Source organism: Enterovibrio calviensis DSM 14347, from assembly GCF_000621165.1.
GTDB lineage: Bacteria > Pseudomonadota > Gammaproteobacteria > Enterobacterales > Vibrionaceae > Enterovibrio > Enterovibrio calviensis.
The window spans coordinates 72,906-96,075 of sequence record NZ_JHZA01000017.1 but is presented as its reverse complement, the minus strand read 5'-3'; the positions used below and the strand labels follow the sequence as shown (position 1 = coordinate 96,075).

Below are 23,170 nucleotides of genomic sequence, written 5' to 3'. Positions count from 1 at the left end.
TTTTTGCTTGATGACCACATATGCAAAGTGGCAAGGCCGTGCCTATGACGAAATAGATAGACTCGCCTTTCATTCTTCAGTGACGTCACAATCATTTCCCAATTCTCCGCTCCTTACGAATATGGAAACATTCGGCTTATCTCAAACAGAGTTAAGTTAACCGAGCATCACTCACAGAACAATTGCACCGAACCCAATTGAAACATCCAACAAGACGGTTAATCGGCTGTTGGCATTGCACAACATAGTTTGCAGAAAAGTTTCTTAACTTAGACAACTTCTTCTCTCTTCTCTTCATAGACTTACATTCCTTGAGTATCCCCCTCACTTTGCCCTCTCGTTAAGGGCGTTGCCGATAAGGATGTATGCGTTGAATAAGGCTCGCCGTTTAAGCTGTTTTTTGATCGTATTTGCTCTCGTAGTTTGGGTTTATGCACAATGGGCGGAGCGTTTCACACCCATGACTAAACACGGCAGAGTCAACGGGCAGCTTATTCGCATTAGTCCTCAGGTATCGGGGCCGATATCTGGTATTTCGGTCATGAACAATGCCGAAATCCGTCGTGGGCAAGCATTACTGAGTATTGAGAAGCAGCCGTTCGAGTTAGCCGCAGAATCAGCACGATTGACGCTACAAAGAGCGCTGAAGGCATTCAAAGTAGATGCAGAATCCGTAGCTTTGGCGAAAGCCAGTGAAGTTACCGCTCGCGTTAAATGGGCCAAGGCTAGGCAACATACTGAACGGAACGCCTTGCTTGCACGCAGAGGGGTTATTGATCAAGCAAGCCTAGATGCCAGTCAACTGGCGCTGATTTCTGCCCAAACAGCGCTAGCTGAATCCTCAACAGCGCTTGAGGAACTGCATGAGGCGCTGGGGCCGAAAGCGGCGAAAAATCTTGCGTTAAACGTTGCAATGACTGAACTCAATCAAGCTCTTCTTAATCTTTCATATACCGATATTAGGGCTCCCGCCGCGGGCGTGGTGACAAATATCACTGTATCAGCGGGAGATTATGCGAACATTGGTCACCCACTGTTGACCTATCTAAACACTGACCACTTGTGGCTGACGGCAATGGTAAAAGAGCGATCTCTTGTTTATATCGACAAAGGGACACTCGTGAAAATCGTCTTTGAGGCGTATCCCGGAGAGATCTATCATGGTGAAGTCACGTCTATTGGCTGGGGAACTAGCGGAAATGGCAGCCTTAAAATAGATAGCACCACAGGTTTGTTTGATTCACCAACGGAAATTCAATACCCTCAGCGGTTTCCCGTTAATGTTCGTTTTTTTGACATCCCTGAAGACGTCACACTCAGATATGGCGGGCTCGCGACAGTGAGTTTTTATCCAAGGGAATCTGAATTTGGTGAGGTACTATTGGATTTTTGGACATGGCTTTGGAGTTACATTAGCTATGTTTAACGCTACGGTCTTTTAGTCTTGACAACACCAATGGTTAACGCGCTACTTATCATTGGATCTTGCATCGAATTTGCCGTCTTCTTGGTGAGTTCCCGGCTCAGGATGTGTTTCATCGGTTCGCTTCGCTGATGCTGCAAATGACGGTAAGGGCGTATTCTTATCAACATCCTCCTCAGCAACCATCGTTGGGGCGCTAACTGGCGCGTCTTGGCCATTGTCCGCATCAGTCATCAATACCCTGGGCAGTGATGAATTGATTTTGGGTTCGTCATCTTCATCCATTGCAGACACCACCGTATCGGGCACTGCGCGCACTTGACGTGAAGAGGCACTTGCAAGAGATGACAACTCAAAATAAGCACAAAAACCATGCCCTCCCTCTTGCTCAAAAAGGTGCTCAAGTTGGCTTTGATGCAGGCTTAATATGGCATCGACAATTTTTGTCCCCATACCCAGAGACCCTGGGGCTGCATTTTCATCGATTGAGTTTGAAACTCTGAAACCAACGCGACGCGCACCAACAGATAACGTCTCCAACACTATCGTCGACTGCGCAGGGCTATGACGCACCGCATTTTCAAGCAAGTTGTCAAAGACTCGATTGATCAGTTGTTCATCAGCCAAAATGGTACAAGGGACATTTACATTAACTAAAATCTCGATATTTTTTTGCTGCGCAGACAACGTAAAGCGTTCTTTGATTTCTTGAAGTAAGGCGTCGACATCAAGCTCTTGGTATGACAAAACAATTTTTGCTGTTGGCGATCGTGCCGCTTCTAATTGCTCTTTTAAATGACGCTGAAGTCGTTGAGCATTGTGATACGCCGTATCAATCATGCTTCGACCTTCTTTATGCTGAATGCGCCACGTTTCTAGATAGCCCAGCACGTTTGCCAATGGTGTTTTTAGATCATGGCTGAGTTGCATCAAGTGCTCTCGGCGTTGCGCTTCTTGAACCCGAAGTTGAATGAATTGCTGTTGTATCACCGCCATCATGCGCCGATATTGGGTCGCCATTTCTTGTAGTTCGGCAGCGGAAAATTGAAGCGGGGGCGTGACGCGAAATTCGGACGTGGCGGCTTGTTCAATCTGATTCACCATGAGTCTGCCCGGCGTAATAATGTGCCGAATAACCATGCGATACACACCAAAAGCAAACAATAGAATAGCCACCAGCGCGGCGATAACGACAGGGATATAAAGCACCAGGGTATCTGGGTCTAATGGAAGGCTACGTTGGGAACTGCCAATCAAGACGTACAGATAACCCGCCACACTGCCATCGGCTTCAATCTGCGCCGCGGAAAAGACCTTCTTACCATCTTGAGATAGCGGATCATCGCCCAAAATTGGAAATGGCTGATTGTCCAAAAACTGCTGTATGGGCGTAATATCGATCTGCCGACGTGAAACCTCATCAATCGGCGGGCCAGACGTTGTGATATTACCCTGTGGATCAAGAAAATAGATTTCAAAATCAGGGCCAAGCAGCATCAAAGTATGAAAAATTGATGAGAGTGCTTCTGTGCTGTAGTCATCGCCCACCATCAAAGGGTTATCGTCACGCATGTGTACAGCGAGATCTCGATGAAGGATTTGCTGCGTTCTGAGCTCGTTACCTTGCCACACAGACACACTTAAGCCTGTCAGTATGGTTGCACTGATAAAAAACCACACCAAAGTGAATAGCATTAATCGGTGTTTAAACGTCAATATCCCACTCCAAAAACCACCTCAACATCCACTCAACGGGACTGCCTTTTCGCTGACGACCTGTTTTCTACAGTTGTCGTAGTGCGTTTGCCTCTCTGAATTTATAGCCTACTCCCCAAACAGTATGTATGTACTTCGGCATATCAGGGTCACTTTCGAGTTTGCTACGAAGGCGATTTATCGCGCAGCAGACGGTGTGTCGATAACCGTCATAGTCAGTGTTCCACACGCGGCTCAACAGTTCGTCTTTACTAAAAACGCGTTCTGGTCGCTTCGCTAAGCAACACAAAAGAGAAAACTCTGTGGGCGTTAAGTTTATGGTTTTACCGCCTAATGTCACACTGTGAGTCTCAGTCGAGATTTCCAAGTGATCGAACATCAAAGACGCTTCATTTTCTTGGACACTCTCTGCTTCCATCACTTCTGCTGGGGCATTTTGCCAATGGTTGTGCACTGCCGCTCGTCGCATCAGTGCTCGTACTCTTGCTTGGAATTCAACCACGCTGAACGGTTTCGCCAAGTAGTCATCAGCGCCAGATTCAAACCCTTCTACCATGTCAGATTCAGAATCCAAGGCAGTTAACATCAGGACAGGAATGCCATTTTGCTTTTGGCGAAGGTATTCACAGAAGGTTTTTCCATCGCCATCATCCAGCCCACGATCTAATACAACGGCAACGATATTGTTCTCCACCAGCGCTTGATACCCCGCGGCAAGCGACGTGCCTTTCGTCACTTCAAAGCCCATGACCTTGAGATGCAAAGCAATGAGTCCCGCAATATCGGCATCATCTTCTAAAACCAAAACAGACTGTTGCATAGAAAGCTCCACTCAGCTGAAAACGTTCTTATCAAAGAACCGCCAATGTGCGCATTTATTTCACAGAAATGACTATTTTTGGCAAATTTCAGTATGAATCTTTGTTCTGATTACGCTTTCTTACATTTCATACATTCAGTATCAGACATCCGACAGTTTCACTTTTCAAATCATTAAGTTATTGAAACCAAGCTTCTCGCTCCACGCCGCAAAATCGATTATCACTCGAACCCATCTCGGCAGATTAAGTAACAGCACTAAAGAAATTTTGCTGCAGAGTTGTTATGATTAACGTCATTGCGCACATATTTTTCAGTTATTTAAACTGCAAATGGATAGATAACGTAGTGCAATATTAGCGAGATAAATGATTAGAGCTATATACATTTATCGTAACTATTTAAATGAGAGGGAACTTCCATGAAAAAACTTCTGACCACTTCATGTCTGCTGCTTTCGGCAATGCCAATGACAAGCTTTGCAGCAGAGTGCGGCAAAGTGACCATCGCAGACATGAACTGGAACTCCGCAACCCTCATCGCAAATATTGACCGCTTCATTCTCGCAGAAGGCTACGACTGCGACGCTGAGCTTGTTCCTGGCGACACCATGCCAACCGGAACGTCAATGATTGAGAAAGGTGAGCCGGACATCGCTCCTGAATTCTGGAGTAACTCCCTGAAAGCCGCGCTAGACCGCGGTGTTGAGGAAGGTCGACTTCGCTTTGCAGGTGCTGTTCTTTCAGACGGCGGAGAAGAAGGTTTTTGGGTACCAAAATTTTTGGTCGACAAGAACCCAAGCCTAGCAACTATTGACGGCGTCATTGCAAACCGCGAGCTATTCGAACACCCAGAAGATCCAACAAAATCTGCATTTTACGGTTGTCCAGCTGGCTGGAACTGTCAGATTTCTTCTGGCAACCTGTTCACCGCAATGGGCTTAGAAGACAAAGGTTTCGAACTGATTGATCCAGGCTCTGGCGCTGGTCTTTCTGGCTCTATCGCTAAAGCATACGAGCGCGGTGAAGGTTGGTTCGGTTACTACTGGGCACCAACGGCAGTACTGGGTAAGTACGAAATGGTAAAAGTAGACTTCGGTTCAGGCATTGATGAAGAACACTTCAAAACTTGTACCACTGATGCAGACTGTTTAGACCCTAAGGTGACCATGTATCCACCTTCGGCGGTTGATACTGTTATTACCGAGAGCTTTGCGCAAAACTCTCCACAAGCAGTGAGCTACTTGTCTAATCGCTCTTTCACTAATGCTGAGTTGAACGGCCTGTTGGCTTGGATGGAAGAAAACCAAGCTGATGGCGAAATCGCCGCTGAATACTTCCTTGCTAACCACGAAGATATTTGGGGTTCTTGGGTCAGCGCTGATGTTGCTAAGAAACTGAAAGCAGCACTTTAATCTCAAAGTAATAAAGGCGGACTGGTTTTCCAGCCCGCCATTTTTCGCGACATATTAAGCAACACTTTTTTAGCAAGACTTTGCGACCCATCTTTCTGAATTTCAAAGAAAGTCGCCACTGACCCTTCATTGAAGGGTATAAAGTTTCTCATTATTCTAAAACGCAGAGGACGCTGTACTGTTATGGCAGACAATTCTTGGCTGACCGAATTTCCGGAGATGTCACGCTCCGACCTTCTGGCAATTCGTAAAACACTCGATGGCGCTTACCGCGAATTTTCGCGAAGCTATGGCGAAACTATCGAATCTTTCTTCGACCCGCTTCTCCAATTCCTTATCTGGTTTGAAAAACTTCTTCTTGGCACCCCGTGGTGGTTAATGATCGCCATTCTTGCTGGGGTATCTTTCGTTGCCAGCCGCTCATGGAAACTCTCCGTCGCGGTCATCTTCTCATTCCTCGCTATCGGCTATTTTGGTATGTGGGAGGACACGATGCGCACCATGAGCATCATATTGGTGTGTACCATGGTGGCCATCTTCCTCGGTATACCCATTGGTATCGCAATGGCGCGTTCGAACCGCATTCAGTCTGCTGTGACTCCCCTTTTGGATGTCATGCAAACCATGCCCGCATTCGTCTACCTTATTCCAGTCGTCATGCTATTGGGCATTGGTAAAATCCCAGGCGTTATCGCGGTTGTCATTTACGCGATTCCACCGGTGATTCGCTTGACCAATCTAGGGATCCGTCTTGTTGACAAAGAAGTACTTGAAGCCGCCACGGCCTATGGCGCTAGCCCGACACAACGTTTGTTCGGTGTTCAGTTGCCGTTGGCAATGCCAACCATCATGGCGGGCATTAACCAGACCATTATGATGGCACTAGCCATGGTGGTTATCGCTTCTATGATCGGTGTGAAAGGGCTGGGACAACCTGTACTCAAATCCATCACCAACCAATACTTTACCCTCGGTTTGATCAACGGCCTCGCTATCGTTGCCCTTGCTATCATTTTTGATAGGGTTTCACAGAGCTATGCAAAACGCACTCAGCAGCATTTGAGTGGAGGTCACCATGAGTAAGCGAGACAAAACCCCTCTGATTCAGATTAAAGGTCTGTACAAAATCTTTGGTAAGACACCGGAGAAAGTACTCCCTGATGTGAAAGCAGGAAAATCGAAAGACGACATTCTTGCTGCTACTGGACACACTGTTGGCCTACAACAAATTGACCTCGATATTGAGCGCGGCGAAATCTTCGTCATCATGGGCCTATCCGGCTCAGGTAAGTCGACGCTGATTCGCCACTTCAACCGTTTGATTGATCCGACTGAAGGACAAATCATTGTTGAAGGCGAAGACGTCATGAAACTGGATGAAAAAGGTCTTCAGCATTTCCGCCGTCATAAAATGTCGATGGTTTTCCAACGCTTTGGCCTGATGCCACATCGCACAGTGATACAGAATGTTGCTTATGGTTTGCAGGTTCAAGGAGTCAGCAAAGAAGAACGCGACAAAAAGGCTGCTGAATGGTTGGACACCGTTGGACTCGGCGGTTATGAGCACCAATATCCTTCACAGCTTTCAGGTGGTCAGCAGCAACGTGTTGGTCTTGCTCGAGCATTGTGTACGGACGCCGAAATCCTTTTGATGGATGAAGCATTCTCGGCCCTCGACCCACTGATCCGAAGCGAAATGCAAGATCAGTTGATTGAGCTTCAAGAGAAGCTGCATAAAACCATCATTTTCATTACGCATGACTTGGATGAAGCGCTTCGTCTAGGTGATCGCATCGCCATTCTGCGAGACGGTAAACTCGTTCAACAAGGTCGTCCGGTTGACATCCTTCTTGACCCTGCTGATGACTACGTTGAAGCATTCGTTAAAGATGTAAACCGTGCGCGCGCACTGACAGTGGATACCGTCATGCAGCCTCAAAGCCTTCGCATTAGCGCTGACACCATTGGTGAAGCTCTGGCTCAAATGCGCAGCGCGAAGGTAGAGCATGGCTACTATGTCAATGATGAGGGCTATCAGGGTGCATTGAGCATTGATAAACTGGAGTCAGTGGATTCATCTCGCCATGACGATGCCATTGATGACAAGGTTCTAGAAGATTTGCCGGGTATTCAATCCGATGCACTGATTGAGCACGTGATCCCTGACACTATAGAGCATGAGTTGCCGCTTCCAGTGCTTGATCAGGACGGTGAAGTTCAAGGTCAGCTGTCTCGCGAAAGTGTTGTTGAAGTATTAAGTGATCAACCCGCTAATGGCAATGCTGAAGCAGAAAAATTCAGCAGACCTAGCAGCACAGGCACTGATCAAACCAAGGCATCAGCGTAACAAAACACTGAGTGACTTGTTTCACCATTCAATGCGCTTCGTCCCGAAGCGCATTTTTATCCTACCCACCTCACCGATCAGCCTCAAACTCTTCGCTATACTAAAGAAATCTTTTTCAATATTGAGACGAGATTGTGTTCGCTACCAATAGCAAAAGCTCATACGCTCACAGTGCCTTTGGCCTCAAGCTCGCAACCATTAATTTGTTTAACTTCATCGAACCCCCTGGTGCGTTTTACGAGTTCAGTAATATCTACAGCGAAGACCAATGGCGACAAAAAAAGATGTGGCTTAATCGCTATATCGGCAGTTATCAACCTGACATTATTGCATTTCAGGAAGTCTTCAGTGCGTCTGCACTAAAGGCATTGCTTGAACCCTTAGGTTACCGATTCTTTTCGGTGGTTGACGAGCCAGAGCCCATCAACTCCGTGAACGACTATGTATACAAAAGCCCTGTCGTTTGCCTAGCGTCTCGCTACCCCATTTTAAGCGCGCTACCACTGCGTGCTGACCCTGTGTTGTCTGAACAAATCGGAATGACTGAAGATTTTGAATACAGCCGCTTGCCGCTTTGCGCAACGCTCGAATTACCGTCGTTGGGACAAACCGATGTGTATGTGGTGCACTTGAAATCCAAACGCCCAATTTTAGATGAGAGTGAGCAAAGCGAAGAAAACAAGAAAACACTGCACGAATCCATGCGCGCTGAAATTGCAGGCTCTTGGGCTTCATCCATTCAGCGCGGTTCTGAGGTATGCCAACTGATGGCCGCCATCATTCAGCGCCGGTTTGAAACCAACAACCCAGCGATTGTGATGGGTGATTTTAACGACGACATGAATTCAGACGTGCTAGGCGCTTTCCATGTTTCCGGCCTACGTTCCATCACCGAAGACATGGCCGACATGCCGTTATCTCACTATCAACTCCATGATAGTTGGGATTTATTCGTTAAGAATACGGGAGAAACAGGATTAGAACGCCCTAGCACACACTACTTTCACGCCAAGGGTTCTGTGCTGGACTACATCTTACTTTCAAACGAATTTAACAGCAGCGATCCCGCGAGCCTCGCAGAAGTCGGTGATTTTCATTGTGAAGATAGCCACCTTATCAACCCCAAGTTCGATCAAGATGCCTATAGCAGTGACCACGCAATTGTTAGTGTCACGATCGGATTGCGTCGATAGCACTTATACCCAGGCAACCTGAAAATACTCAATTTGGCGAGCTTGGGCGTGATCATCCACAAAAACAATCTCCGGTTTCCTCGCGGAACGCCCTGATTTGGCATAGCTTTAAAGTGACCATCTCGATATTAAGACATGATGGGCATTTTTTTGTATTGGAGAATGTTAATGACTGGCTTCACCTGGACGCCCCTTTTAAATACGCATTCCATCAAACTGCGTACACTCATTAGTTTGCTACTCGTCAGTTTCTTTGCTCCGTTACCAGCCTATGCAACGGTTGATGCCCAAACCCCCAGCCAAGAAGTCACCATCGTCAGTGAAGCTTGGGCAGACGCAACAAATAAAAACGGTTCAGGGCTCTACTTTGACATCATGCGCGAGGTGTTCGAGCCGTTAGGTTATAAACTGAATTTCCTCACAACCACCTATTCGCGCAGTGTTTACTTAGTTCAAACAAAAAAAATGCATGCCTTTCTCGGTTCATACATCGATGAACAAGAAGACGTCTTATATCCCTACTGGCATTTTGATGCCGAGCAAGTTGCTGCGGTATACAAATCTTACGCGATTCCAGAATGGGAAGGAGAGCAGTCACTGCAAGGTAAAACGGTAGGATGGGTGAAAGGATATGACTATAACGAATACATGGGAACCACAGTAAATATTAGAGAAGTTAAGTCACGCAGACAGGGATTAACCATGCTCTACTCTGACAGGCTCGATGCGTTGATTGATGCGAGAAGCGAGATTGAAGAAGAATTTGAAAAAGTAAACATAGACAGAAATGCTTTTGTTATTTCAAATTTCACCGACTTGAAGCTCTACCCTGCATTTACAAATACTCCCCAAGGTGAAGAACTGCGCCGCGCCTATGACGAAGGTTTTGAGGAGTTATTGCATTCTGGCAAGCTCAAAACGATGTTTGAAGACTACGAATGGGAATATTTTCCTTTTTGAGATATACCCAAATAACCTCTTAGATTAGAGGCTATGGGCTTTATACCCAAGCGGCTTCAACATAGATTCTACGTTCATTCAGATACAAAAAAACGCCGATTCTCACCGGCGTCTTTTTTTGATCTTGGCGTCAAGCCTATTAACTGACTAATCGCTATTAGCGGTTATCAGTGACGTCCTGATAATCCCCATCAATGGTTTGCCCTTGATGACGCTGCTTTGGGCCAAACGGCGTTTGTTCCGTTTTTTGTTCGTATTGTTCTTGGTAACGATTTGCTTGCTCTGCTTGTGCTTTGCGTAGCTTCCTCACTATGAATGGCTTCGCGATCAGTGCGCTCACTGACACGATCAAGCCAAACACCGCTGCAAACATCAAGGTAAAGAAGCCGAGAATAAGTGTAACCACACCGATCAGGATTTGTCTCATGTATATTTCCCGTGGATTAAAATCGTATTGACTTCAGATACCCAAACAACCTGCCATCACCAACATCTTTGCATCAAGTTGCTTGGGTATAGGTGTTAAAATGCGCCTAGCACTGGCACTTTTCAAGGGTACTTTACAGATATTTACACTCTTTGCGCACAACCCTATTTTAAACAGGCGGCTTTCATTACTGGGCCGACGCAATCATTTCATTGATTTGACTCACTAATACAGGCACATTTTGCCACAATACGAAATGCCCCTCATCCTTTAACATTTTCAAATTGGCATGAGGTAATCGTTCTTTTGCAAAGAGCGAGTTATTCGGGTCAGCCAAATCATCATCTTCACCATGCACTAAAACGATAGGCATGGTTAATGCTTGCCAATCTTGCGCCGCCAGCTTTTGCAATTCCGAATCTAACACCATCATTTCTTCATTCGAGCGAATCATATCGTCTGGAATGACCCATTTCGCCAATAAGGTATCTGCCATGTAGTTATACCACTTAGGCGCTTCCAGTTTGGGGTCAAATGCAGACGCGATCAGCAGCAGGCTATCCACATAGTCAGGTGCAAGCAAAGCCAGTTGCAAAGCAATCGGACCGCCAAGAGAGTGACCAACCAATAAGGTTTTCTTTTTCTCTTGTAACAACGGGAGCAAAGCTTGTGCTTGTTTTTTCAATGAGGTCTCAACAGGTGTTTTCGATTGCCCAAAGCCAAGCCTGTCAACAGCGACAAGATCCACATCTTGCAGCGCGGGATGACCAAGATAGTCATCATAGGCTTCTTTGTTACCGGGTGAACCGTGAATGAAGATTATTCGGTGATCAGACTCAGGATCGCCAGACGTTTTCAAAGACACGGAAGGAATAACCGCTTTCTGCTCTGGATCATGTCCATCGTTCATCGTGATTTCACTATGGCTTGGAGCGCTCAACATAAATGCTATCAGTAACAATGTTTTTTTCATTATGTGTACCTTATCCCCATCAATGACGACTCCCTCATATCAGCTAAGGTATAGACCGCTTAAACGTCATTTGAATCCCACCGCATCACGACTAAATGTACCGAAAAAGAGACTTTACACCTGCACTTACTATTGAGACAGATTCCGAGCGTAACACCCATGTACTCTAGCCATATGTCATTGAAGGCATATTGCCTCAGCATGTCAGTAAGAGGATGTTTGGCATGAGTACTCTCCTTAGAATTAAACCTACGTTATATATTGTCGGTTTGCTTGGTGCATTAATCACTCTCAGCGCTTGCACGAGTACACGACACGACCAACTCGCAGACTTAGGGTTTGCTACGCCTTACCTTGAAGGCTACGACGACGGTTGCCATAGTAAAGTCACGGCAGCAAAAACGATTGGTGAGGGCTTTAGGCAAGATCCAGAACGCATGTTTAAAGAAGCACGTTATGCAAACGGATGGAATGACGGGTATGAGCAGTGCTATGTATCTAAAAAGTCATTCTATTAATAAGCTTTCTATTAATAATATTTCTATTCACTGGGCTTCCTGCTTACAGAACTTCCTACTCACAGGGATTTCTACAAAAAATCCTGCCATCGCAGGCAGGATTTTCAACGGTTCTACACGAATCACGTCGAGTAGCGGTTTTCAATGTGGCAACCCACTAGTGATCACGCGGGATCACTACAGATCGTTCAATCTCTTGACCATCCGTTAACATTGCGGTGAATACACCTGTTCGTGTTTGCGGCGCAGACGTCATGACAAATACACGACCATTCTCTGGCGTGACGTAAGTTCCCAATTCACCAGATAGCGTAATCGTTGCCCCCTTTACAGGCTCTCCATTTTTCATCAGTTGAGCCCAAGCTCCCTGACCCGCAGTGGTCACACGCATATCAACGCCACTATTCATTGCGCCTGCGAAAGCGGTAGAAGAAGCCAACATCATTCCCACTGCAATTATGATTTTTTTCATCACATCCTCTCTTTTTATTATTGATATATATGCCTTTAAACATAGTTCGCCACTGAACTCTATGCCAGTACGAATGCAAGTCGTCAGATGTGACGTTGAATCAAGCAAAACGCCACAAATCGACCCCAGCCCCTTTAAAAATTAGAATGCATCGCATTAAAAAGTCGCAATGTAATATTTTTGCAACATTTTCCGTGACGTATCGTTTATATGTCCTACATTTAAGACATAAATTGTACAGACAAACATATTTAACAGCATGGTCTTCAAGCAGCGGTCATCGAAACAGTCGTCATCTAAGCAGTGGTCATCAAAGCTGTAGCGATACCCAATAAATCATAGGAGCGAAAATGCGTAAGCCCATTCCTCAAACTATCAAGGCGCAATTAAGCAGTATTGTCCTTCTGATTTTGGCCTCCGTCGTTGTATTTGCCATCACGTTTCAGCTGTCGTTCAAAGAGCTAAGCACGCTAGATAGCGCATCTGTTGATATATTGAAAAGCCAAACTTCAGTATTAATGTTACGCCGCCATGAAAAAGATTTTATGGCTCGTAGCGACGTAAAATATAAAGACAAATTTGACCAAGAATACAATGCGATCAGAATACGACTGTCTAGCGCGTTGGAGAAGCTGACCACGTTGAATATGCCCGGGCGCGACGCTATCAGCAACATGCTGTCAACGCTTCGCAATTATCAGCAGGATTTTGATTCATTAGTGACAGAGCGTGTCAACGTTGGGGTTGAGTATGACGCAGGGCTAAAAGGCACGACCCGAGCAGCGTCGCACAGAGTGGAACAAGCCATTCAACGTATCGAAGATGACACCATTTACCGAATGCTGCTTATGCTGCGCCGCCACGAAAAAGACTTTCTACTGCGCGCAGACGAGAAATACATCGACCAATTTAATGCCCAATTTTCCAATGTAGGCTTGGCGATCGCCACTCGTGAAATTCCAACAAGTCATCGTCTTCTGATGGAAACCTCGCTTAATGACTACCACAAAGCGTTTAATTCCTTAGCGATGAGCTTGAAAGAAATTGGTCTAACGCCACAAGAAGGTTTGCACGGCAGTTTGAGAGCATCAGTGCGAGAAACAGAATCACAAATGAAATTGCTCAGTGAAGAGTTGATTACCGCCATTGATCAACGAGAGCATCAGGTCACAACCACGCTCGCGTTAATAGCTGGGTCTCTCGCTGTGCTGGTTTGTTTATCGCTGGTACTTGTTATCCGCCATGTCACTCAGAAAATTGCTGTGGCAAATCACCTCATGGCCAATATTGCGAAAGGAAACAGCTCGCTCAATGTTCGCATGAAGCTCCCAGGGAATGACGAGTTGTCCCAACTTGCCTCCCACTTCAACCAATTTATAGGAAATCTCCAGCATACGATGGAGAAAATATCGGCCATTTCCACAGAGCTGTCATCGAATGCCAGACACAGCCTTGTGATGGCAGGATCAACGGCTGACAACGCTGAAAAGCAACGCGCGGAGTCTGATTCGGTTTCAACCGCAATGAATGAAATGACAGCCACCAGCCGAGAAATTGCTCAGAGTGTGGCGCGAGCTGCCAGTGTCGCCCAAGAGCTACAGTCGTCTGCCAATACTGGCCGTGAAGTGAACAGCGAAACGTCTGTCAAAGCGACCCAGCTCTCAGAAAGTATGCGAAGTGCCAGCGAGAACATGCAGCGATTAAATGATGACAGTGAAGATATTGGCTCGGTGATCGACGTGATTCGTTCTATCACTGAACAAACCAACTTGCTGGCGTTGAACGCGGCGATAGAGGCAGCTCGCGCCGGTGAGCAAGGTCGAGGCTTCGCGGTTGTCGCCGATCAAGTGCGCGAACTGGCGATGAAAACCCACCAATCTACCGATGAGATCACCAAGATCATCGAGCAACTCCAAGACGGGATTCGCCATAGCGTGTCGGTCATGAATCAAAGCAGTGAAATGGCCACCATCAGTGTAAATCAAGCACGAGAAGGTGCGTCGGTAATGAGTGCAATGGTGGAACAAATTGAAGATATTGCGGGACAAAACATGCAAATTGCGACGGCATCAGAAGAACAAACCATGGTGACTGATAGCGTTGACCGTAACATTGTGATCATCGCTGAACTTGCAGGAGAAACCGCTTCAGCAGCGCAGAAATCAAATCATTCGGCGAGTGCTATTGAACAATTGGCCAACGAATTGGATGGTCTAGTCGGAACATTCACAGGTAAACGAGATGGCGCTTATTCTGGTAAGACAAACTCTGCGCACAGGGACCAAACTCTAGACGTAACAACCTCACCATTGGCACGCGCGTAGCGCGACGTCTTAAAGCCCAGAACCACTTATTTCGAATAGTGCCGCTAGAGTAAGTGGATCTGGGCATTCTAAATGCCCTTTTTGATCCAGCCTCTTTCATCCGTATCCTCACGCCCCATTGGGATGGACTATAGTAATGAAAACACTCATGCACTGGATTGCTCATGAAAAAGCCCGCGATGCCTGCTGATGAAACGATCAGACTCAAGTCCCTACATGACCTGAATATTTTGGACACTGGCGATGATGAGAGATTTGACAGAATATGCCGGCTTGCGAAACAAATGTTTGCAACCAAAGTCGCCGCTATTAGTCTTATTGACACCGATCGCCAATGGGCTAAATCCTGCATTGGACCGCTTGATCGAACCATCCCTCGTGACCTTTCTTTTTGCGCCCACACCATATTGAATGCAGAACCACTCGTGGTAAATCACGCTGCTAATGACTCACGATTTCACGATAATCCCTTAGTAACATCAGAGCCGAATATACAGTTCTATGCCGGATACCCTCTTAAGCATGTCAATGGCGCAATCATCGGTACGCTATCCATCATGGATGACGAACCCAGAGGCTTTGACGCCGAAGACATTAAATGCCTTAAAGACATGGGAGAGTTAGTTCAGAGCGAATTGCATGCCATTCAATTGACCACGCAAGATCGGTTAACAGGACTTCTCAATGCCAATGGGTTTCGTGTTCTGTCTCAAAACAGCCTCAATATGTGTGAACGTTTGCGGGCACCCGCGGCATTGGCATATTTTGATGTGAGAGACGTGAAGCAGATAAACACAAAGCAAGGCAATAGTGAGGGAGACCACGCTCTCATGATTTTTGCAGAGCTATTAACCTTTGGGTTTCGCGATTCAGATGTGTTGTCTCGGCTAGCCAGCGATAAATTTTCTGTACTGCTCACCAATACATCGATTGCCAATACACGAGATATCTTGGATCGTTTTAAGGAGAGAGTGGATAGGTATGCCGTTGAAAATCGGCTTTCCTATACGCTTGATTACAATGTAGGGGTGTCATGGGTAGATGTTGAAGGAGATTATGACTTCGATAATCTTTTTGACGAAGCGAAAAACCTCGCGCTAAAAACCAAGGCCTGAAAACACGAGCTAGAAAAAGAGGACGAGAAACCGAAGATTAAGCATGGGGTGCATCGCGAAAAACAAGACGCCTTTCAGCGCCTAGCGATAACCATTCAGCACTGTTCAGTGCACAATGTTTGAAAACAAATTTATGACAACAACACCAATAATGATCAACGACATGCCAACGATAGCGCCAAGATCAAGTTGTTGACCGTGCCATAGCCATGCGACCAATGACACCAACACAATACCTGCGGCACTCCAAATTGCATAAGCAATGCCTAGTGGCATTGTTTTCACAGTAATAGAGAGCAGATAAAATGATATGGCATAGCATAACAGTACGATTGCAGTGATCACAGGATTCGTGAAAGACTGCGTTTTAGGCATCATAGATGTAGCGATGATTTCGAATAGAATCGCTAACGACAGCGAAGCCAGTGGAGGTACAGTGGTTAAAATTTTAATCATAATCCTGCCTGCTCTATTTCAGCATCCCTTAGTGGTTTGACGCTTCCTATACCCAGCTCTCTGATGATGCAGGATCTAAGGTTACTTTGGTACAAATAACAAAGCCCCGACCCAAAAGGACGAGGCTCTGCATATCGAATTAGAGCAAGTTACACGCGGTTTGCCGCGTACTCATTCAATTCTTCAACAGAAACAGTGGTGATGAATTCGTCGTTCAAGTAGAAGTTCACCATCTCACCGTCCTTCTCGCCACGCAGTACTTGAGTTGTACCGTCTGCGTAAGCTACTGACATTTCGATAGACTTGTCATTAACTTGCTTAACATCAGCAGAAGAAATTTTGATCGGTGCGGTAGTCAGGTCTTTGTCCAGTTTCTGGTTGATTCTGAAAATAGCATCAGCAGGCATGTCCGCAACAGCAGGAGACTTACCAGAAATTGGGTTAGTACCGGTCCAAAACTCGATAGAGTTGAAAATGAAAAGGTCAGCAGTCGCGGCAATACCGTAAACTGGGCTCATCAGCAAGTACAGACCCGCGCGAGCATAACGGTTGTCAACAGCAGTCAGGTTCATTTTCATTACCATACCTGACGTTGCCATTTGACCAATACATCCCGTTAAAGATGAAGCCACCACAACAGCTGCAATAGCTTTAATCGCAATTTTTTTCATTGTTTTACACACTAAGAGTTCAAAAAGTTGGCGAAGTATACAGCGAATTCTCCATTTTAAAAGCGCGAGAAATAGCCATGAACGGACGACAAATAACAGCCAATTAACAGCCATTTGTCAGCGCAAAGTCAGCACGGTTAACATCTGGTTACAACCCGCCAAACGTGACACGCATCACGCCCAACAAAACCTCAAATCATTGATCGCGCGAATGAGTCTAGCAAGATTCAATTGCTGCTTATTTACACTAATATCGTCATGTTCCGTGTTTGTGCTTGAGTCTATGTGCTATTTGTCCTTACAATCCCCCCTCGAAAAATTGACGGTCATTCCTAATGAACAGAAAAAAGAAAATCATTCAAACGCTAAAGAAACGTGAGAAGAAGCAAAAGGCCAAATTGCACACTTCTAACAAACCAAAATACGTTTCAAAAGCTGATCGTGAGAAGCTTGCACTAGAAGCACAAGCTGCCGAGGAAGCGCAAGTATCAACCGCTGAAAACTCAGGTGCTGAAGAAAATTCCGGCACTCAAGAAAACGCATGATCTTAACTAACCAGCAACGTTAAGACGCTTGGTTATCGATGACTGCTGCCGAAAATTTCGAAGCAGTCATCACTTCCAGCTTGGTGTTGAACCACCACAGTTACGTTCCCCCTCTGTATTGCGCTATGGTTACCTCACACAAGCAAGCAAGAGGAAGACGGAATGTCAGCGCCAAGTTGGGATTTTTCATTTGTTTACCAAAGCCTTCAAGACCCAGAAATCAATAATGACTTGCTACTCAGCAAGCAGCATTTAGACGCTTTAGCACACTTATCTATCGACGAGGTAGAAGGATGCCAGCGAGCGCTAAGCCTTTATGACTCCATCGATACCCTTATTCAATCCGTATCCAATTACGCCGCTTGTCAGTCTGCTGTCGATGCAACAAACGAGGCCGCCAAAGCATTGGTGATTAAAACCGATGTTATGCAATCCGCACTGACACAAGCGTTCAGTCCTTTCGAAAGCCAACTCTCTGTGTGTGATAACGCGTTTTTTGACGCTGTCATGTCTGGTAGTGACGAAACGGGAAGCTTTGATCGCCATGCGTTTCGCTTCTCGCGCATGCGTCAACATCGCGTATTCCGATTATCCGTGCCTGAAGAACAACTTCTATCCGCCACTCAAGTTGATGGACGAAACGCATGGGGAAGACTCTATGATTCGATCACTGGCACTGCCAAGGTATCTCTCACGCTTCCAGACGGTAGCCAAGAAGTCATAGGGCTGTCGCAAGCTGCCAGCTTACTGTATGGCGGAGACGCTTATCGTCGTGAGCCTGCGTGGCGAGCAATCCACAGCGCCATGGAAAAACAGGAAATTACCTTCGTTGCCATTCTTAATGCACTGGCGGGAGGGCGTTTAGCCGAATACCAAAAACGTAGCCACACTAAGCCGCTTCACTTCCTAGCGCCTGCGCTAGAACAAAGCCGTATCGAGCAAAAAACGCTTGATGCCATGATGGGTGTGACAGAGAAACATAAAGCCCTTTCACGTAGAGCAGCCAAGAGCATGGCCAAAATGTTTGGTAGCGACTCACTAGCGCCGTGGGATGAAATGGCAGCTATGCCCTCGCAGGATGCCAGCGCGCCTACTAGCTACTCGTTTGAGCAAGCTATAGCCATCATTCGTCGTGCTTTCAACTCTGTTCACCCCGAAATGGCAGAGTTCGTCGATATGATGGTCGAACAACACTTGATCGATGCCGCACCACAGCCTAATAAAGTCATGGGCGCTTTCTGCACGAAAATTGCGAAAACGCGAACCCCATTAGTGTTCATGAGTTTTGGCGGCAGTATGTCCGATGTGCTGACGCTTGCGCACGAACTTGGTCATGCTTTCCACAATTGGGTAATGAAAGATATGCCAATGGTGGAAACAGATTACCCAATGACATTGGCGGAAACAGCCTCTATTTTCGCTGAAAATGTGGTACGGGATGCGTTATTGGAAGAAGCCGAGAGTGACAGCGACAAGTTGCTGATGCTATGGGAAGAAGCGCAAACTGCCGTCGCGCTGATGCTCAATATCCCTGTTCGCTTTGAGTTCGAACGGGCTTTCTATGAGCAGCGTCTTCAAGGCGAACTCACGCCACGACAATTGCGTAATCTGATGTCAGACACATGGAAGCATTGGTATGGCGACGCCATGTCTGAACCGAATGATTTGTTCTGGGCGAGCAAGCTTCATTTCAGCATCGCGGAAATCAGCTTTTATAACTACCCCTACTTGTTTGGGTATCTGTTCAGCACGGGCGTTTACGCGCAGCGAACCAGTAAAGGCGAGCGCTTTTATGAAGACTATAAATCGCTGCTAAAAGATACAGGACGAATGAGTGCAGAAGAAGTCGCACTCAAACATCTTGGTGCCAACCTAGAGCAGCCGGATTTCTGGCAGCAAAGTATCTCTATCGCCGAAAAACGCATTGAGGCGTTTGAAGCCTTAGTCAATAAACTAAAATAAGTTAACTCGCACCCAAACAAAAACACCCGCCGAAGCGGGTGTTTTTTATCTAATACCAATCGGATTGGTACTAAGCTCGATTAGTGGTCAACACCGCGAGACTTAAGGAATTCAGCATAGGTACCTTTGAAGTCAGTGATCTTGTTATCTTTGATTTCAATGATACGGGTCGCCAACGAATCCACAAAAATACGGTCATGAGAGGCGAAGAACAATGTGCCTTTGAACTGTTCTAAGGCGGTGTTCAATGCTTCAATAGATTCCATATCCATGTGGTTGGTTGGTTCATCAAGCAACAGCATGTTTGGCTTGTGCATCATTAGCTTACCAAGCAACATACGGCCTTGCTCACCACCAGACAGGACTTTCACAGACTTTTTAATGTCGTCTTGTGAGAACAGCATACGACCAAGGAAGCCACGAACAACTTGCTCGTCTTCGCCTTCTTGACGCCACTGACCCATCCAATCCATCAGTTTCAAATCTTCTTCGAAATCCGACGCGTGATCCTGTGCGTAGTAGCCAAGATTAGTGTTTTCCGACCATTTGTAGAAACCAGTACGCGGCTCTAGCACACCAGCAAGGGTATTTAGCAGCGTCGTTTTACCCACGCCATTCTCACCGATGATCGCGATGCGCTCGCCCACTTCGAAAATACCAGAGAAATTCGAGAATAAGTCATGGTCAAAACCTTGGCTCAGATTTTCAACTTCAAGCGCGTTACGGAATAGCTCTTTTGATTGCTCAAAACGAATAAACGGCGTTTGACGGCTAGACGCTTTCACTTCATCAAGCTTGATCTTATCGATCTGCTTCGCACGAGATGTCGCCTGCTTTGCTTTTGATGCGTTAGCAGAGAAACGCGCAACGAAGGTTTGCAATTCAGCAATCTGCGCTTTCTTCTTCGCGTTGTCAGTCAACAATCGGTCGCGCGCTTGAGATGCCGCTGTCATGTACTCGTCGTAGTTACCAGGGTAAACACGCAACTCACCGTAATCCAAATCTGCCATGTGCGTACACACAGAGTTTAGGAAGTGACGGTCGTGCGAGATGATGATCATGGTGCAGTTGCGATCATTCAAGGTATCTTCCAACCAACGGATAGTATCGATATCCAAGTTGTTCGTTGGTTCGTCAAGCAGCATGATATCTGGGTCGGCGAAAAGGACTTGAGCAAGAAGAACTCGCAGTTTCCAGCCAGGTGCAACATTGCTCATTAAACCGTAATGCTGTTCCAATGGAATACCCACAGAAAGAAGCAGCTCACCGGCTTTCGACTCCGCCATGTAGCCGTCCATTTCCGCAAATTCCACTTCCAGATCAGCAACACGCATGCCATCGTCTTCGCTCATATCCGGCAGTGCATAAATGCGGTCACGTTCTTGTTTCACGTTCCACAGTTCTTTGTGGCCCATGATGACGGTATCAATAACCGTAAATTCTTCGTAAGCAAACTGGTTCTGGTTTAGCTTGGCCACGCGTTCGTTAGGATCAACGCTTACGTTACCGCCACTTGGCTCCAGCTCACCGCTCAGGATTTTCATGAAGGTTGATTTTCCGCAACCATTTGCACCGATGAGGCCGTAACGATTGCCTTCGCCAAACTTAACCGAAATGTTTTCGAAAAGAGGCTTGGCGCCAAATTGCTGGGTAATATTCGCTGTACTAATCAAAGTGATTACAATCCTGAGCTATGAATACAAAACGCCGCAAGAGTACAGAGATTGCTCCATTACTTCAAGCAAACAGCGAATTGAGTCACAGACTTGTCATAAAAAATCGAGTATCGAGAAAGCGAATGATTGCTTAGAACAATCATTGTTATTAATGCTGCCAGTCGTGATCCAAAAAAATGCTAACTGCTCACACATCTCAAAACCTGCTATTTGTTTGACTTAACAGCTGAAAAGGTAACTACACTTACTAGCTAATCGACTCACTTGTGAGTCAGGTGATCATTAAACATGACAAAAAAGTAGAAGAGAACGCTATGAGCAAACGCATTCTATGTAAGGTCACAGGCCTAGTCTCTCGATGTTTTAATATTCAATTTGCAAGCGTCGTGATGGTTTTGCTTCTTTCAGCGAGTGCCACCTCTCTCTCATCAACGCCTGTCTCCGCTGAAATGAGCGCCAAGAAAATACTGTTCATCAACTCATTCCACCGAGGTTATGGATGGAGTGACGAAGTTGAGAATGGTTTAAGAGAAACGCTAGCTGCTTCAGCCGAGCCGATCGAACTTTCCGTCGTATACCTCGATACGCTTCGTCATGATGCGGCTCCAATTAAAGACAAGCTTGCCGACATTCTTGCGTTAAAGAAAGTTAACGACGCGACTGATCTTATTGTCACTTCTGACAAACCAGCCATTGAGTTTGCTTTGGCTCATCAAGACACGTTGTTTCCACGTCAGCCTATCATTTATACGGCATTGACCGACTTTTCAGTGAAAACACTCAATGATGCCCCGCGTATCACCGGTATTTCGGAATTTACTGACTACCTCAATGCTGTCGATATCGCCTTAACACTCCACCCAGAAGCTGAAACCATCGCGTTTATTGGCTCAGAGCGTGAAGGCCACAACCAGCATATGGTTGATGTCATTAGGGACAACGTGATCCCTGCGCTTTCAAAGAAACTGAACATTGAAATCTATCTCGATAAACCACTTGATGAGCTTGATGAATCACTCAGCCAGCTGTCAGCCAAAACGCTCCTCTTCGCATTGAGTAATACCATTCCAAAGATGGATGGCAGCCTTTACAGCCCAGCAGAAACTGCACGCCTACTTGCTTCTGTTACCCCGTTCCCGGTTTATACCTTTTGGCATTCTCACATTGGTCATGGTCCCGTGGGCGGACAAATCGTGACTGGATTCAGTCAAGGTAAAGCAGCGGCGCAGCTTGCCCTACAGGTGCTAGATCAAGACCTCAATGCACCCCTACCTGCCGATCAAGTTGCCCCTGCCTCACTATTTTTCGATTTAGAGGCCGTTGAAAAGCATCAAATTGAGTCAGCGAAGCTCCCTGAAGGATCTCGTTTCATTAACTACCAAGCGCCTATTTGGCAGGAATATAAAACAGAAGCACTGACCACACTCGTCATCGTGTTTGGACTCAGTTCGATGGTGCTAGCCTTTGTATTGCTCGCTAGACGCCAAACAGAAACCATTCATCAGATCAGCGATGAAAATGTTGAACTTAACCATGCCTTAGATTTAAACCAAGAAGCGTTGGATGACGTCACCCATCAGTTAGAAGAGGTCAATATCGTTGATGAGCTAACGGGATTAGGGAATACTCGTCATTTTAATGATATGTTGGACAAAGAGTTACGCCGCGCAAGTCGCTACAAAACACCTTTGAGCCTTTTGCTCATTTCCGTTGACCAATTTGACGCATATGTGAATACGCAGGGGCAAGAAGATGCCGACAAGCAATTGGTAGCGATAAGCCAAATTATCAAAGACACATGCCAGCGTTCTTCCGATGTTCTCGCTTTCCTTCAAAACGCAAAGTTCGCAATCATTTTGCCACATACCACACGAGACAACTCTCAGGTCGTCTGTCAAAAATTGCACAGTGGGCTTAAGCAAAAAAGCCTCCCGTTTATCCTGTCGCAAACAGGTGCTATCACATTAAGCATTGGTTTATCCTCACTCGAAAGCACCGAAGATCGTATTAATCCTCAACACATGTTTAATACGAGCGAGATGATGCGAATTGATGCGGAGCGGAAAGGCGGGAATGGTACACGGTCGGATGTTATTTCGGTGCATTCTTCTTCGAGCACATCGAATGGGAATTAGGTTACCTTCACCGTCTACACCTTT

20 protein-coding genes are annotated in these 23,170 nt (G+C 46.2%); 12 read left to right on the top strand and 8 right to left on the bottom strand.

What is annotated here, in order from left to right; translation table 11 throughout:
- Nucleotides 1-460: 460 nt before the first annotated feature.
- Complete coding sequence (locus Q365_RS0114425) at nucleotides 461-1,426, top strand: HlyD family secretion protein (RefSeq protein WP_245621554.1); 966 nt, start codon at nucleotides 461-463, stop codon at nucleotides 1,424-1,426.
- 42 nt (nucleotides 1,427-1,468) lie between these two features.
- On the opposite strand, the gene Q365_RS25745 is transcribed toward Q365_RS0114425, so the two are convergent.
- Entirely contained in the window at nucleotides 1,469-3,139 is a 1,671-nt protein-coding gene (locus Q365_RS25745; RefSeq protein ID WP_035025058.1) for a sensor histidine kinase, read from the bottom strand.
- Nucleotides 3,140-3,206: 67 nt separating this feature from the next.
- Nucleotides 3,207-3,959 (bottom strand): response regulator transcription factor, encoded by a 753-nt coding sequence (locus Q365_RS0114415; RefSeq protein WP_028024009.1) that lies wholly within the window; start codon nucleotides 3,957-3,959, stop codon nucleotides 3,207-3,209.
- A 420-nt stretch (nucleotides 3,960-4,379) separates the two neighbouring features.
- Here Q365_RS0114415 and Q365_RS0114410 point away from each other — a divergent pair, with 420 nt between their 5' ends.
- The 5 genes from Q365_RS0114410 (at nucleotide 4,380) to Q365_RS0114385 (ending at nucleotide 9,872) form a co-directional block, all read left to right on the top strand.
- A complete protein-coding gene (locus Q365_RS0114410) occupies nucleotides 4,380-5,372 on the top strand; it encodes an ABC transporter substrate-binding protein (protein WP_028024008.1) in 993 nt (330 codons plus the stop codon).
- A gap of 183 nt (nucleotides 5,373-5,555) precedes the next feature.
- Complete coding sequence (locus Q365_RS0114400; RefSeq protein WP_028024007.1) at nucleotides 5,556-6,455, top strand: ABC transporter permease; 900 nt, start codon at nucleotides 5,556-5,558, stop codon at nucleotides 6,453-6,455.
- A complete protein-coding gene (locus Q365_RS0114395; protein ID WP_028024006.1) occupies nucleotides 6,448-7,719 on the top strand; it encodes a quaternary amine ABC transporter ATP-binding protein in 1,272 nt (423 codons plus the stop codon). The genes Q365_RS0114400 and Q365_RS0114395 overlap by 8 nt, the downstream gene beginning before the upstream one ends.
- 134 nt (nucleotides 7,720-7,853) lie before the next feature.
- Nucleotides 7,854-8,912: an endonuclease/exonuclease/phosphatase family protein gene (locus tag Q365_RS0114390; protein ID WP_028024005.1), complete on the top strand. Its 1,059-nt coding sequence runs from the start codon at nucleotides 7,854-7,856 to the stop codon at nucleotides 8,910-8,912.
- A 168-nt stretch (nucleotides 8,913-9,080) separates the two neighbouring features.
- Entirely contained in the window at nucleotides 9,081-9,872 is a 792-nt protein-coding gene (locus Q365_RS0114385) for a substrate-binding periplasmic protein (RefSeq protein ID WP_035025055.1), read from the top strand.
- Nucleotides 9,873-10,029: 157 nt separating this feature from the next.
- Here the strand turns inward: Q365_RS0114385 and Q365_RS0114380 are convergent, their stop codons facing one another.
- Together Q365_RS0114380 and Q365_RS0114375 are read right to left on the bottom strand one after the other, a co-directional pair.
- Nucleotides 10,030-10,299: a hypothetical protein gene (locus Q365_RS0114380; RefSeq protein ID WP_028024003.1), complete on the bottom strand. Its 270-nt coding sequence runs from the start codon at nucleotides 10,297-10,299 to the stop codon at nucleotides 10,030-10,032.
- A 187-nt stretch (nucleotides 10,300-10,486) separates the two neighbouring features.
- Nucleotides 10,487-11,272: an alpha/beta fold hydrolase gene (locus tag Q365_RS0114375; RefSeq protein WP_051563799.1), complete on the bottom strand. Its 786-nt coding sequence runs from the start codon at nucleotides 11,270-11,272 to the stop codon at nucleotides 10,487-10,489.
- 224 nt (nucleotides 11,273-11,496) lie between these two features.
- Here Q365_RS0114375 and Q365_RS0114370 point away from each other — a divergent pair, with 224 nt between their 5' ends.
- Nucleotides 11,497-11,790 (top strand): hypothetical protein, encoded by a 294-nt coding sequence (locus tag Q365_RS0114370; protein WP_035025066.1) that lies wholly within the window; start codon nucleotides 11,497-11,499, stop codon nucleotides 11,788-11,790.
- Between the two features lie 157 nt (nucleotides 11,791-11,947).
- Here the strand turns inward: Q365_RS0114370 and Q365_RS0114365 are convergent, their stop codons facing one another.
- Nucleotides 11,948-12,262 (bottom strand): hypothetical protein, encoded by a 315-nt coding sequence (locus tag Q365_RS0114365; RefSeq protein ID WP_028024000.1) that lies wholly within the window; start codon nucleotides 12,260-12,262, stop codon nucleotides 11,948-11,950.
- Nucleotides 12,263-12,612: 350 nt separating this feature from the next.
- Here Q365_RS0114365 and Q365_RS0114360 point away from each other — a divergent pair, with 350 nt between their 5' ends.
- Nucleotides 12,613-14,586 (top strand): methyl-accepting chemotaxis protein, encoded by a 1,974-nt coding sequence (locus Q365_RS0114360; RefSeq protein ID WP_028023999.1) that lies wholly within the window; start codon nucleotides 12,613-12,615, stop codon nucleotides 14,584-14,586.
- Between the two features lie 164 nt (nucleotides 14,587-14,750).
- Entirely contained in the window at nucleotides 14,751-15,701 is a 951-nt protein-coding gene (locus Q365_RS0114355; RefSeq protein WP_028023998.1) for a sensor domain-containing diguanylate cyclase, read from the top strand.
- Between the two features lie 105 nt (nucleotides 15,702-15,806).
- Here Q365_RS0114355 and Q365_RS0114350 read toward each other — a convergent pair whose 3' ends face one another.
- Both Q365_RS0114350 and Q365_RS0114345 read right to left on the bottom strand, forming a co-directional pair.
- Nucleotides 15,807-16,157 (bottom strand): DMT family transporter, encoded by a 351-nt coding sequence (locus Q365_RS0114350; RefSeq protein ID WP_028023997.1) that lies wholly within the window; start codon nucleotides 16,155-16,157, stop codon nucleotides 15,807-15,809.
- Nucleotides 16,158-16,306: 149 nt separating this feature from the next.
- Nucleotides 16,307-16,828, bottom strand: a complete 522-nt coding sequence (locus Q365_RS0114345; RefSeq protein ID WP_028023996.1) for a DUF3332 domain-containing protein — start codon at nucleotides 16,826-16,828, stop codon at nucleotides 16,307-16,309.
- A gap of 335 nt (nucleotides 16,829-17,163) precedes the next feature.
- Here Q365_RS0114345 and Q365_RS0114340 point away from each other — a divergent pair, with 335 nt between their 5' ends.
- The gene (locus Q365_RS0114340; protein WP_028023995.1) at nucleotides 17,164-17,373 is read left to right on the top strand and encodes a DUF2986 domain-containing protein; all 210 of its coding nucleotides are present in this window, start codon (nucleotides 17,164-17,166) and stop codon (nucleotides 17,371-17,373) included.
- Nucleotides 17,374-17,535: 162 nt separating this feature from the next.
- A complete protein-coding gene (locus Q365_RS0114335) occupies nucleotides 17,536-19,335 on the top strand; it encodes a M3 family oligoendopeptidase (protein WP_028023994.1) in 1,800 nt (599 codons plus the stop codon).
- Between the two features lie 80 nt (nucleotides 19,336-19,415).
- On the opposite strand, the gene Q365_RS0114330 is transcribed toward Q365_RS0114335, so the two are convergent.
- On the bottom strand, nucleotides 19,416-21,008 hold the full coding sequence (locus tag Q365_RS0114330) for an ABC-F family ATPase (RefSeq protein WP_028023993.1): 1,593 nt from the start codon (nucleotides 21,006-21,008) through the stop codon (nucleotides 19,416-19,418).
- Nucleotides 21,009-21,325: 317 nt separating this feature from the next.
- Here Q365_RS0114330 and Q365_RS0114325 point away from each other — a divergent pair, with 317 nt between their 5' ends.
- On the top strand, nucleotides 21,326-23,146 hold the full coding sequence (locus Q365_RS0114325) for a diguanylate cyclase domain-containing protein (RefSeq protein WP_028023992.1): 1,821 nt from the start codon (nucleotides 21,326-21,328) through the stop codon (nucleotides 23,144-23,146).
- The last annotated feature ends 24 nt before the right edge of the window (nucleotides 23,147-23,170 follow it).